This window comes from Sphingobium quisquiliarum P25 (assembly GCF_000445065.1).
GTDB classification, from domain to species: Bacteria; Pseudomonadota; Alphaproteobacteria; order Sphingomonadales; family Sphingomonadaceae; genus Sphingobium; species Sphingobium quisquiliarum.
This window is the reverse complement of sequence record NZ_ATHO01000120.1, coordinates 1-12439: the sequence shown is the minus strand read 5'-3', so window position 1 is coordinate 12439 and position 12439 is coordinate 1. Positions and strand designations below refer to the sequence as shown.

Below are 12439 nucleotides of genomic sequence, written 5' to 3'. Positions count from 1 at the left end.
CCTGCCACTTCCATGCCCTCCGAACCGATCGGCATCCCCGCAACCGCAATGCCTTTGACGCCCGCAGGACGGGTCGCCAGCAAGCGCTTGACGTCGGATATCGGGACATGGCCCTCGATCATATAGCCATCGACGATCGCGCTGTGGCAAGATGCCAGCGTCCGGGGCATGCCGGCCTTGCGCTGAAGCTCGCTGCGCGACGCATCGTCACGCATGACGACCTTGCGTCCCAGCTTCGCGCGCACGGCCTGCGCCCACTTCTCGCAACATCCACATCCCGGATCCCGGTGGACGACGATATCACTGGCCGCAAGCGCTACGCCGGGCATGGCGAGGAACAGCAAGGCGACGAATAGGCGGGTCTTCATGAAATGACTCCCGGAAGAACGATAAGCATGGGGCAGAGGCCCCTTCTTTTCTATACGCATCAATGCGCCCCTCCCCTCATCACGCAGATGATTTTACGATGGCGGGCGGCCTCCAGGCTAGCGGCAGGGACACAAGCAGCGCTAGCGATAGACCACCAATCCCCCACAGAACGAGCGGCTGCGCCCCGGGAGCGACGATGGCTATCGCCAGCGGCGCGAGCGCCTGCCCGATGCTGGCGGCGGAATGCTGGAAACCGAGCTTCACGCCTGAAGGGGCCCCGCCGCCGCTGATCCAGAAGCTGGTGACCAATCGAAGGGTTGCCGAGCTCCAGCCGGCAGCAACGATGATCCCACTGAGCTCGGCCATACTCGCGGCGACAGGAAACATGAAAAGTGCCACAGCCAGCAGGCCCAGCGTCAATCCGGCAAGCCGCCTCGGCACAGTGACCAGCCAATCCAGCTTTGCATGGAAGATCTGTGCCGCCAGCATGCCCAATCCGCAGAGACTGAGCATCCAGGCGATCTCTTCGCGGCTCAGCGAAATGGCGCTCCGCGTCACCAGGAGATTGACATGCATCGCCGCCAGCCCGCCGCCCGCGACGATCGTGATAAAAAGCAGGATCAACGTCGCGCCGAGCGTAGGCGCGGGCAGGTCTCCGCCATCGATGCAAGGTGCACACCAGCGCGGCAGACGCACGGCGCAAAGCGCCGCCCCGACGGCACCGATGCCGAGAGCGAGGATCATGAGGGGAGCGCGGGGCAGGATCGCGGCCGAGACCTCCGCCACCAGCGGACCGGCGAGATCGCCCAGAAACACGAAGGCGGTCAGCCAGGTGAAGCGGCGCGCCTGGTCCGCGCGCCCGCTTGCGGCAAAGCTCGCGCAGAGCAAGCCCAACGGTATGATGGCGGCCGACGCCATCCCCGCCACCAGACGCAATGCATAAAGCTCAGGCAACCCGACGAGGCCGATCGGCGCGGTCACCAGCGCGAGGATGACCAGCGCTGCGCGCAACATCGCCCGATAGTCGACCCGGTCCGCGATCCAGCCCCAGAGCGGCGCCGCCAGCAAGGCTGCCAGGGGATGGACCGCGGTCAGGCTCGCGACGTGAAAATCATGAGCGCTTGACGATAGCGCGCCACGAGCCGGGTCGACCAGTGCCGGAAGGAAGGCGAGAATGGCCGTCTGTCCCGCCGACGCCGCAGCCGCCGCGAGCAACAAGACGAAAAAGGAGGCCGGCCAGCGACCGTTGGCTTGCGATCCAGCCTTGTCACGCGGCGCGTTCGCGGTCGATCCCTCGAGTGGCCATCCGCGGATCACCACCAGGCGCGCAAGCCGATCACCAGCCTGTGTTCGGAAGGCCCTTCCCTGCGCAGGCGACGGAAATCGGCCGTGCCGTCAAATGCGCGCTCCCAGACGAAGCCGATATAGGGCGCGAACTTGCGCGACACCTCGTAGCGCAACCGTCCGCTCAGCTCGACATTGCTGAAGCCGCTGCCGAGCTGCCGATCGCTCGACCGCTTCGAATAGATATTGGTTTCCACCTGCGGCGTAAGGATCAACCGATTGGTGAACAGGACCTCATAGGAGGCCTTGGCGCGCGCCGCGAGACGCCCATCGGTTCCTACATAGCCGGTGAGCTGGACGTCGAACCAATAGGGCGCCAGTCCCTCGACGCCGGCGGCGAGCCAGGTGGTCGCACCCTTGCCGAGATCCTGCCTGACCCCGAGCAGCGTGCCCCAGAACGGGTTCTTGCTGTGCCACCACAGCGCCTCGACGCTGCTCTCCGGATCGAGACGTTGGTCGCGGGAGTTCTTGAGCCCCTGGCTGCGCAGCCAGAGCTTGTCATTGTCCTGACCCTTGGTGACGAGCACGGTCCAGCCCACGCCCTGACCCTCGTTGCCGCTGGTGAACTCGAGCTCATCCACAAGTATCTTGGGGATCGAGAGCTTGTCGGCCATCTCATAGCCCGGCAGCGTCGAGTTGCGATAGCCGTCGGCATAATCGTCCGAGTTGCGCGCGTCCGGCGGGGCCTTGCCACCCTGCATCGAGCCCATGTCCATCGTGGCGCCGTTACCGGACGCCTTCGTGTCGGTCATATCCATGCCCGGCATGTCCATGCCCGCATGCTCCTGAGAGCCTTGCGCGGAAGGTGAGTTTGGATCGGGAGTGGCCGTTTGGGCAGGGGTGGCGGCGGGCGACGGGGGCAAGGCATCCTGCGCGAGGGCGGGAGCCGTGATCGCCGGCGCCAGGAAGAGGGCAACGCCAAGAGCAATGCCGCGCGAGGGGATAATCCGGATCATGCGACCACCACCTCCCGGAACATGCCGGCCGCCATGTGATAGAGCAGATGGCAGTGGAAGGCCCATCGGCCCATGGCGTCGGCGGTGACGCGGAAGCTCACCCGCTGGGCGGGCTGGACCACGACCGTATGCTTGCGGACCTGGAAGGCGCCGTCCGGGCCTTCGACATCGCTCCACATGCCGTGCAGATGCATCGGATGCGCCATCATCGTGTCGTTGACGAAGGTGACGCGCAGCCGCTCGTTCGGCTTGAAATGCAGCGGCCGGGAATCGTTGAGCTTGATGCCGTCGAGCGACCAGATGAACCGTTCCATATTGCCCGTCAGATGCAGCTCGATGTCGCGCTCGGGCTCGCGCGGGTCGGGATCGCCGCCCGGCGTGCGCAGATCGGCCAGCGTCAGCACGCGCCAGCCGCGCCCGCGCAGCCCGGCGCCGGGATCGTCGAGATTGGTGCGCGGATAGTCGACGCGCATGTCGGTATTGGCGCCATATTCGGTGCGGGCGTGCCGTGCCCTGGCCGGCATCTCGGTCATGCCGTGCCCGGCATGCGCGTCGCCTCCCATTGCGCCCATCGTCGCCATCGCGCCCATCATGTCGACCGGCTCGAGCCAGGTCCGGGCATCGAGCGGCGGCACGGCTGCCGCCATGCCCGGGGCCGGTGCGATCGTGCCACGCGCATAGCCGCTCCGATCGATCGCCTGCGCGAAGATGGTGCGGGCGCCGCCCTCGGGCATGGTGAACTCGACGTCGTAGGTCTCGCCCGGGCCGATCCGGAATTCCTCGACCGTGACCGGCTCGACCGGCTGCCCGTCGGTCGATACGACCGTCAGCTCGACCCCGGGGATCCGCACGTCGAAGAACGTCGCCGTCCCCGCGCCGACGAAGCGCAGGCGCACGCGCTCGCCGGGCGCGGCGATACCGGTCCAGTTGCCGGCGGGCGGCGCGCCGTTCATCAGATAGGTGTAGGTCGCGGCAGAGACATCGCTGTAGTCGGTCGGGTTCATCCGCGAGCTGTTCCACATCCGCCGCCGCTCGAGCGCCTTGCCCAAGCCCATGGTGCCGACATCCTTGAGGAAATCGCCGGCGGTCGGCTGCGCAAAATTATAGTAGCTGCTCTGCTTCTTGAGATTGAGGAAGATCTGCAACGGCGGCTCGTCCGACCAGTCGCTGAGCACGATGCAATAGTCGCGATCGGGCGCCCGCGCCGTCGGCACCTGTTTTGGCTCCACGATGATCGCTCCATAGAGTCCCGTCTGCTCGGCGAGCGTGTGAGCGTGATACCAGTAGGTTCCGCTCTGGCGGACCTCGAAGCGATAGGTGAAGGTCTCGCCCGGCGCGATGCCGGCAAAGCTGATGCCGGGCACGCCGTCCATCTCCGCCGGCACGATGATGCCGTGCCAATGGATGCTCGACATCTCCTTGAGGCCGTTGCGCACACGGAGCGTGACCGTGTCGCCTTCGCGCAGGCGCAGGACCGGCGCGGGCACGCTGCCGTTCACGGCGGTCGCGATACGGCGTTTGCCGGTGAAGTTGACTGGCAGCTCGGCGATCTCGAGGTCGAACTCGGTCCCGCTAAGCTCGGCGGGCGAGACTGGGGCGGATCGCGCGAGAAGCGCCGGGGCGAAGCCGGCAACCGCGCCGCCGATCGCCAGCCCCTGGACGAAACGGCGCCGTGCGATCGGCCGGATATGTAAGGGAGACATGAACTGTACTTTCGCGAAGTCGGGTTCAGGCGAGGTCGAGGACGATCCGGCCCTCGATGTCGCCATGGTGCATGCGGGAGAAGACGTCGTTGATGTTCTCCAGCTTGTCTGCATGGACCGTGGCCTTGACCTTGCCGTCGCCGGCGAACGCCAGTGCCTCGAGCAGATCGAGCCGCGTGCCGACGATCGAGCCTCGCACGGTAATGCCGTTCAGCACGGTGTCGAAGATCGACAGCGGGAAGTCGCCCGGCGGCAGACCATTGAGCGCGACCGTGCCGCCGCGCCGGACCATGCCGAGCGCCTGCTGGAACGCCTTGGGCGAAACGGCGGTGACGAGCGCTCCGTGCGCGCCGCCTATCGCCTTCTTGAGCGCTGCCGAAGGGTCCTCGCTGTGCGCGTTGACCGTCAGTGTGGCGCCAAGGCGTGTAGCGAGGTCGAGCTTGCTATCGTCGATGTCGACCGCGGCCACATTGAGACCCATGGCACGGGCATATTGCACCGCCATGTGGCCGAGCCCGCCGATCCCTGAGACGACCACCCACTCGCCGGGTCGGGCCTCGGTGGCCTTCAATCCCTTGTAGACGGTGACGCCCGCGCAGAGGATCGGCGCAATGTCGAGGAAGTCGACATTGTCGGGAAGGTGACCAACATAGTTGGGATCGGCGAGGACATATTCGGCAAAGCTGCCATTGACCGAATAGCCGGTGTTCTGCTGTTCGTGGCAAAGCGTCTCCCAGCCACCCAGGCAATGCACGCAATGCCCGCAGGCGGTGTAGAGCCAGGGCACACCGACCCGGTCGCCTTCCTTCACATGGGTGACGCCTGCACCGACGGCGGCGACATGCCCGACGCCTTCATGGCCAGGAATGAAGGGCGGGTTGGGCTTGACCGGCCAGTCTCCTTCTGCCGCGTGCAGGTCGGTATGGCACACGCCGGTTGCCGCAATCTTGACCAGGATCTGCCCGGGGCCGACCGCCGGGATCGGCGCCTCCTCGATGACCAGGGGCTTGCCGAATTCGCGGACGACCGCCGCCTTCATGGTTTTCGCCATGTCCGTTTCTCCTTTGAGCGAGGGGTCAGAACAGGCCGAGCGCGTGCTCGTCATAGGAGACGAGCAGATTCTTGGTCTGCTGATAATGATCGAGCATCATCCGGTGGTTTTCACGCCCGAAGCCCGATGCCTTGTATCCGCCGAAGGCGGCATGGGCGGGGTACTGATGATAGCAGTTGGTCCAGACCCGCCCGGCCTCGATCGCGCGGCCGAGCCGGTAGGCGGTGTTGCCGCTCCGGGTCCAGACGCCCGCGCCAAGACCGTAGGCGGTGTCATTGGCAAGTGCGATCGCCTCCTCGACCGTCTTGAACGTGGTGACCGACAGGACGGGACCGAAGATCTCCTCCTGGAAGATGCGCATGTGGTTCTGACCCACGAACACGGTCGGCTGCACGAAATAGCCCTGGTCGAGCGCACCGCCCGGCAGCGCCTTGGCGCCACCGACCAGACACTGCGCGCCCTCGGCCTTGCCGATATCGATATAGCCCAGGATCTTGTGGAGCTGGTCCTCCGACGCCTGCGCGCCGACCTGGACCGAGGGGTCGAGCGGATCGCCCTGGCGGATCGCGGCGACGCGCGCCACGGCGCGCTCGATGAAGCGATCGAAGATCGACTCATGGATCAGCGCGCGCGACGGGCAGGTGCAGACCTCGCCCTTGTTGAACGCGAACAGCGTGAAGCCTTCGAGCGCCTTGTCGAAGAAGGCATCGTCCTCGTCGAGCACGTCCGCCATGAAGATGTTGGGCGACTTGCCGCCAAGCTCCATCGTCTGGGGGATCAGATGGTCGGCGGCCGCATGCATGATCTGCTTGCCGGTGACGGTCTCGCCGGTGAACGAGACCTTGGCGATGCGCGGATTGGCGGCGATCGCCTGGCCGACGGTCCGTCCCGGGCCGGTGACGACATTGAGCACGCCGGGCGGCAGGATGTCGGCGGTGAGCTCGGCGAACATCAGCAAGGTGAGCGGCGTCTGGGATGCGGGCTTGATGACGGTGCAGTTGCCCGCCGCCAGCGCCGGGGCGATCTTCCACGCCGCCATCAGCAGCGGGAAGTTCCACGGGATGATCTGGCCGACGACGCCAAGCGGCTCGCGAAAATGATAGGCGATGGTGTCGGCATCGATCGTCGAGATCCCGCCTTCCTCGGCCCGGATGCAGCCGGCGAAATAGCGGAAATGGTCGATCGCGAGCGGAACGTCGGCAGCGCGCGTCTCGCGGATCGGCTTGCCATTGTCGATCGTCTCGGCAAGCGCCAGCAACTCCAGATTGTCTTCGAGCCGGTCGGCGACGCGATTGAGAATCCTGGCGCGTTCGGCGGGCGCGATCCTTGCCCATTGATCCTTGGCGGCGTGCGCCGCATCGAGCGCGCGCTCGACATCTTCCGGCGTCGACAGCGCGAACTCTGCGATCTGGGCGCCATTGATCGGGCTCGTGTCGGCGAAATACTCGCCGCCCGCAGGAGCGCTCCAGCGGCCTCCGATGAAATTATCATAGCGGTGTCGGAAGGAGGCCGCCGCGTTAATGGTCCCGATCGCCTTCTCGAACATAACCTGACTCCATCTCTATCGATGGCCTGACGGAGTAATCTCTTTGCCCGGGTGGCCTATAAGTAAGTTCCGCAGAAGGTAGTCTGGTATCGGGGTCGCGGGCTTGAGGGTCAGACACGCCAACAGAGCCGATGACTATTCATCGACTCCCGAACCTATTCGCGCACGCCTGATCGGAATTATGCCGAGACAGGCGTTACTCGGCCGAGTCTTCTTTTGGCGAGGGCGGCGCTTGGCATTCCAATTCTGGCGTTACGCCCGGACGCGCTTTAGGCTCACCCAATCGCCTTTCTGAAGCGTCCCGTCCCTCACGCGGAAATGAGCATAATGGTCGTCGAAAATCTGGTCGACTTCGACATGACCGACAAGACGGCGGTGGCGCGGCGTTGCGTGATAGACTTCGAGTATCTGCCCGATGTGCGCGCCATCGGCCTTACCCAGGCAGGCCACTGTGCCGCCCGCATCCATACGGACGATCTTGCCGCGCATGAACAAGCTATGGCCGATACCCTGTGCGAGGAGCGGCGTGCTGCCAAAGAGCAGAAAGCCAACAGCAGCACCGACGCCAAGATGTTTTCGCATCGCTGTTTCCTCTGTCAAGTCAGACGCTCGGACCCGGTTTTGAAAGCTGGGAGCACGGGGCGACGCTGGGCATCGTCAAAGAACTGGCCCGCCGCGGGGGAACGGCGGGCCCTCAGCCCCTGGGGTCTGTTCTCGGGGCTGGAAACCTCACATGTCGCTCATCGGCTTGTCGGCCATGGGCTTGGCGGTCTTCTTCTTCGCCGCCGGCTTGGCCTTCTTCATCGGCATCTTGCAGCAGCCACTCTTCGCCTTACCGGCCATGCCCGAGCCGTTCGATGCTGGCGACCCGCCGGACATGCCGGCCATCCCCGACATGCCCTGTTGATCCTGCTGGGCCGGTTGCCCCTGCTGCTTCTGCGCGCCGGCCTGATGATCCTTCATCATCTGATCGTGCATCTGCTGCCCGCCATGATCCATGCCCTGCTGGTGGGCATGGGCCGGCGCAGCCTGCGCGGGCGCGGGCGTCGACTGGGCGAGAGCGGTGCCGGCGGCGAAGGTTAGCGTCGCGAAGAGGCTGACGGGCGCCGCGAGAAATGTCGTCTGTCGCATTGAGGGTCTCCGAGTGTTCTTCCTGTTGCCCGATCGACGTTCCGATCCCGGCAATTCCGAAGCTTCAATGCTGCTAGCGAGACGCTGTCTGTATACGTAAGTTACGAATCGAAATCCGATCGGCCGTGTGCCTGCTGGAGCAGGCGCGTAAAATGATGATCCGGGATCGATCAAAAATGTGACCCGGCCTGGTTTTCTCGTCCTGAGACCGGCCAGAAAAGCGATTGGCCCGCCGTGGGAACGGCGGACCAAGGCTTCGGTTGAAAGCGGCCATGATCTTGTCCGTCAACCTTGTCGTCTGATGGAATGATGGCAGGGTCAGCAACCACCGTCCGACCTGTGTGACATGCCGGAGGCGCCGTCCTGGTCCTGCGAATCCCGCATCGCCATTCGATGGCCCTGCATCATCTGGCCGTGCATCTGCTCCTTACCGTGAGCCATGCCCTGCATGTGGGCAGGATCGGGCTGGGCAGGCGCCGGCCTGGCCTTGAGGGTCTCCTCAAGATCGGGCATGCCCGGCGGCATCCCGTCCGCCAGCACCGGTCCGGCACTGACGGCGAGGAAGCCGAGAGCTGCGAGCGAAGCGATCATTGCCGTCTTCTTGCGCAAGTATCCATTCCTTCAAGTCTGGGTTTCTCGTTCGATCGAGCATATGCCCGGTCGATTGTCGCCCCTTCCGGAGCTTGCCCGTGAAATGGTGTCACCTTCCGCCTTGCTGTATACGTAATGTGCGAAGTCCGTCTCTGAGATGGCCATAAATTATCGCACTGGCATCGTTGTTGTGCCGATGTGTAACTATGGTTCGGACTCGAGAGCAGGACAGGTCGGCAACAGTGACTAATCCATGGCGGCCAGCAGACGCTCGAGAGGAATAGTGGCAAAAGTGGTGAAGCTGTCAGCAATGGCATAAGGCAGTACCAGCACCCGATTATGTACCATCGCGCCGCAGCTGTAGGCTACGTTTGGCACATAACCTTCGCGCTCATCCATGTCCGACCGCAAAAGCGGTAGCTTCGTCCGCGCCAGCAGCTTCGAGGGATCGTCACGGTCCAGCAGGCACGCCCCGATGCAATAGTTCCGAACGGCGCCGACTCCATGAGTTACGACCAGCCAGCCTTCGTCGATCTCGATCGGCGATCCGCAATTACCGATCTGGACAAACTCCCAAGGCCAGCGAGGTTCGATGGCTTTCGCTCCGCCACTCCAGTCGTGAATGTCCGCGGACGTCAGGAACCAGATATTTTCGTTATCCTCGCGCCCAAGCATGGCAAAGTGCCCGGCAATGCGTCGGGGGAAAAGCGCCATGCCCTTGCTACCGGTGGCATCCCCACGCAGCGGTCTGAGTTCGAATGTCCGGAAGTCCGGCGTGGACAACAACTCCTGCCGGACGGACTGGCCGCTAAATGCCGTATATGTACCGAAATAGGTGGCTCGGCCATCGTCGTCCAGGAAGCGGACCAAGCGAAGGTCTTCGATGCCACCACGCTGGCTGGGGGTTGTCGGAAAGATCACGATCTCCGAGAGATCGTGGCTGCCATCGCACTTGATCCGAATGCCCGCGTCCGGCCCGTCCTCGCCGGAGATGTTTTCAGTCTCCAGCACGAGCGGCATGGGGCTCGGAGGATTGATTGCTATGGTTCCGTCCGCGGCGCAAAACCCGGTGCGAAAGGTGACGGAGGAGATATGCCCCTCGCCCACGCCTCGCAGGGAAAGAATGAATCGGAGAGAGTTTTCAGGTACAGCAGACTGGTCAGGATGCAGGACGATGCTCGGATTGAAAAGCGCTGCTGCCTCATAGGAATATTCGTTGCAAAAATGGGCACCGATCAAGAGCGCCTGTTCATGGGTGACCTCGCAATCACAGACGATGATGCCATCAACCTCGTGGAACCGCCGCAAAAACAGGGACGGAACCTCACGATGCCTTCCCGAGAAATCATCAAGAATGCGTTGCAACTCATCGTGGAGCGATGCTGGGTCGAGCGCCAGGACGCGGTCGGCGATGCGCTGCGCACGTGGCTGATCCGGTACCGCATATTTATAGGTTTCCGTCGACGGCATATAGGGTCTGATCACTACCCTTGCTGGATTGGGGCGGAGCAATTCGGGTAGCCGGTTGACAAATTCGGCGGTTGACACTGACTTCTCCAATACAGATCGACCGTGGAGCGTTCACGCAATCGTAAAGATGGTGCTCGGCATTACCCGACTATCGGGTGGCGGCACGGAAGGCTCCGGCGATGGCGGGTGCGATGATTTCCGCCGTTGCCGGATACTCGGACTTTGTGCCACGTGCCATGATCGCTGTCCTGGCGTAGTTGTCGGACACACAAGCTGTGACCGGGGGCTCTGGCCTGAACGTGACTATGTGGGGCACGTGCGAAGCGCGCCGCTCAGCTCGACATGTCCGCCATCGTTCGGCAGCTCGCCGCGCATTTCTTGCAGGTGGCCGAGCAACGCGCGATCCGCTGGTCCGCGCTATGGCGTCCGCATTCCTCGGCGCAGCGCTCGCAAGCGTCGGCGCAGGCGCGGCAGACGATGCGGTGCAGGGCAGATTCCCGCAGCATCGAGTTGGCAGTCGCCTGGCACAGTTCCGCACAGTCGTTCAGCATGGCGATCAGCGACGCCGTAGCTGACGCGCCGCCTTGCTTCGTCAGCCAAGCGGCGGTTTCCAGGCACATGCGGTGCGAAGCCACGCAATCGTCGATGCAGTCCGTCATCGACATCGCCATCCCTTCCATTCGATGCTGCTGCGCCGCCGCCGGCGCAGCCAGCGTTCCGGCGGCGGCAAGGCCGGCGCCCGCCATCAGCAATTCGCGTCTCTCGATCATGATGCGCCTTCCATCTGCTATCGCTTGAGCGCTGTGCCGCATCCGGCGGCCTCAGCCGTAGCCGGCGACCCATCCGACGCCGCACGCGCCTTCTCCCGCGCCATCCGGGTTTCCTCCCAGGGCCAGTGGCCGTTGATCTCGACCCCGAGCGAGATGCTCAGGAAGGTCCGCACCAGCACAAGCCCGGCCAGCACGATGAGATCGTCGAGCGTCGGGTTGATCACCAGCGACTTGACGATGTCGCCGGCGACCAGAAATTCCAGGCCGAGCAGGATGCTGCGGCCGAGCGCCGAGCGGAACGCGCTATAGGCCTCGGTTCGGTCGCCCGCCCTCGCCCGCCGCGCAAACAGAAAGGTTGCGAGCCCCGCGCCGACCAGGATGGTCAGCGTGCCCGCCAGTTCCAGGCCGATCACCGCAAGCCGGAAGAAGGCGCTCAGCCAGTCGGCCTCAATGGTGATCATACCAGCCTCGCTTGCGGATATTGTTGAAGCTGTCGGTGGCGTGACAGGCATAGCATTGGTCGACGCGCGCTTTCGATCCGGCTGCGCGCTGCGAGACCATGCTGAAATGCTCCATGAAGTGACTGGGCGGCGCCTTGTGGCACTCGGCGCACTGCGTCGAATTGACCGGCTCTGTTGCAAAGATTGGCGGCAGTCAGAGGTAGGCTGTCGCTCTGCGCCGATCAGGCGGCTGCTGCGAAATGGTGGTTGAGCATGCCCATGGCCTCCGTCAGCGCCGAGGGCCCAATGCCAAAAGCTCTCTCCACAAGGCGCACCTCGCCCCTGATGCCGGGCTGCAGGCACCAGGGGCGAGCCTGTCCTTTGCGCAGGGCTCGCATGACTTCGAATCCCTTGATCGTGGCATAGGCCGTGGGGATCGATTTGAAACCGCGCACCGGCTTGATCAGTATCTTGAGCTTTCCGTGATCGGCCTCGATCACGTTATTGAGATACTTCACCTGCCGGTGGGCCGTCTCCCGGTCCAGCTTTCCTTCGCGCTTCAATTCGGTGATCGCTGCACCATAGCTCGGCGCTTTGTCGGTATTGAGCGTGGCAGGCTTTTCCCAGTGCTTCAGGCCTCGCAGGGCCTTGCCCAGGAACCGCTTCGCTGCCTTGGCGCTGCGGGTCGGCGACAGGTAGAAATCGATCGTGTCGCCCCGCTTGTCGACTGCCCGGTACAGGTAGGTCCACTTGCCCCGCACCTTGACGTAGGTTTCATCCAGGCGCCAGCTCGGATCAAAGCCACGCCGCCAGAACCAGCGCAGCCGCTTCTCCATCTCCGGGGCGTAGCACTGGACCCAGCGATAGATCGTCGTATGGTCGACCGAAATGCCGCGTTCCGCCAGCATTTCCTCAAGGTCGCGATAGCTGATCGGATAGCGACAATACCAGCGCACCGCCCACAGGATCACATCACCCTGGAAATGGCGCCACTTGAAATCCGTCATCGTTCCGTCCGTCCAATCTCCGCCAAGCATGCTCAAGCTTCACGATTTTTGCAACAGAGCC

Annotated in this window: 13 protein-coding genes; all 13 read right to left on the bottom strand. The window is 63.9% G+C overall.

Annotated features, from left to right (window positions below):
- A partial coding sequence (locus L288_RS35085) for a DUF411 domain-containing protein (protein WP_021238860.1) occupies positions 1-368 on the bottom strand: 368 nt, incomplete at its 3' end.
- A 79-nt stretch (positions 369-447) separates the two neighbouring features.
- A complete protein-coding gene (locus tag L288_RS35080) occupies positions 448-1689 on the bottom strand; it encodes an MFS transporter (RefSeq protein ID WP_007683345.1) in 1242 nt (413 codons plus the stop codon).
- Positions 1683-2669, bottom strand: coding sequence for a copper resistance protein B (locus L288_RS35075; RefSeq protein WP_009823975.1), 987 nt, complete (start codon positions 2667-2669; stop codon positions 1683-1685). The genes L288_RS35080 and L288_RS35075 overlap by 7 nt, the downstream gene beginning before the upstream one ends.
- The gene (locus tag L288_RS35070; protein WP_021238859.1) at positions 2666-4372 is read right to left on the bottom strand and encodes a copper resistance system multicopper oxidase; all 1707 of its coding nucleotides are present in this window, start codon (positions 4370-4372) and stop codon (positions 2666-2668) included. Before L288_RS35070 ends, L288_RS35075 begins: the two co-directional genes overlap by 4 nt.
- A gap of 25 nt (positions 4373-4397) precedes the next feature.
- Complete coding sequence (adhP, locus tag L288_RS35065; protein ID WP_021238858.1) at positions 4398-5423, bottom strand: alcohol dehydrogenase AdhP; 1026 nt, start codon at positions 5421-5423, stop codon at positions 4398-4400.
- 25 nt (positions 5424-5448) lie between these two features.
- A complete protein-coding gene (locus L288_RS35060; RefSeq protein WP_021238857.1) occupies positions 5449-6969 on the bottom strand; it encodes an aldehyde dehydrogenase family protein in 1521 nt (506 codons plus the stop codon).
- A 252-nt stretch (positions 6970-7221) separates the two neighbouring features.
- Positions 7222-7551 (bottom strand): hypothetical protein, encoded by a 330-nt coding sequence (locus tag L288_RS35055; RefSeq protein ID WP_004212674.1) that lies wholly within the window; start codon positions 7549-7551, stop codon positions 7222-7224.
- Between the two features lie 147 nt (positions 7552-7698).
- On the bottom strand, positions 7699-8100 hold the full coding sequence (locus tag L288_RS43735) for a hypothetical protein (RefSeq protein WP_015449265.1): 402 nt from the start codon (positions 8098-8100) through the stop codon (positions 7699-7701).
- Positions 8101-8418: 318 nt separating this feature from the next.
- Entirely contained in the window at positions 8419-8709 is a 291-nt protein-coding gene (locus tag L288_RS35045) for a hypothetical protein (RefSeq protein ID WP_007406388.1), read from the bottom strand.
- A 228-nt stretch (positions 8710-8937) separates the two neighbouring features.
- Positions 8938-10239: a glycoside hydrolase family 130 protein gene (locus L288_RS0121805; RefSeq protein WP_438830636.1), complete on the bottom strand. Its 1302-nt coding sequence runs from the start codon at positions 10237-10239 to the stop codon at positions 8938-8940.
- A gap of 254 nt (positions 10240-10493) precedes the next feature.
- A complete protein-coding gene (locus L288_RS35040; protein ID WP_025549148.1) occupies positions 10494-10934 on the bottom strand; it encodes a four-helix bundle copper-binding protein in 441 nt (146 codons plus the stop codon).
- A 14-nt stretch (positions 10935-10948) separates the two neighbouring features.
- Complete coding sequence (locus L288_RS35035; RefSeq protein WP_004212663.1) at positions 10949-11392, bottom strand: DUF1622 domain-containing protein; 444 nt, start codon at positions 11390-11392, stop codon at positions 10949-10951.
- Between the two features lie 221 nt (positions 11393-11613).
- Complete coding sequence (locus L288_RS35030) at positions 11614-12378, bottom strand: IS6-like element IS6100 family transposase (RefSeq protein ID WP_001389365.1); 765 nt, start codon at positions 12376-12378, stop codon at positions 11614-11616.
- Positions 12379-12439: the final 61 nt, after the last annotated feature.

Coding starts and splice junctions, on each gene's coding strand:
- L288_RS35055 (WP_004212674.1), bottom strand. CDS start 7,551: ATGCGAAAACATCTTGGCGTCGGTGCTGCTGTTGGCTTTCTGCTCTTT.
- L288_RS35060 (WP_021238857.1), bottom strand. CDS start 6,969: ATGTTCGAGAAGGCGATCGGGACCATTAACGCGGCGGCCTCCTTCCGA.
- L288_RS35070 (WP_021238859.1), bottom strand. CDS start 4,372: ATGTCTCCCTTACATATCCGGCCGATCGCACGGCGCCGTTTCGTCCAG.
- L288_RS35035 (WP_004212663.1), bottom strand. CDS start 11,392: ATGATCACCATTGAGGCCGACTGGCTGAGCGCCTTCTTCCGGCTTGCG.
- L288_RS43735 (WP_015449265.1), bottom strand. CDS start 8,100: ATGCGACAGACGACATTTCTCGCGGCGCCCGTCAGCCTCTTCGCGACG.
- L288_RS35030 (WP_001389365.1), bottom strand. CDS start 12,378: ATGACGGATTTCAAGTGGCGCCATTTCCAGGGTGATGTGATCCTGTGG.
- L288_RS35075 (WP_009823975.1), bottom strand. CDS start 2,669: ATGATCCGGATTATCCCCTCGCGCGGCATTGCTCTTGGCGTTGCCCTC.
- adhP (WP_021238858.1), bottom strand. CDS start 5,423: ATGGCGAAAACCATGAAGGCGGCGGTCGTCCGCGAATTCGGCAAGCCC.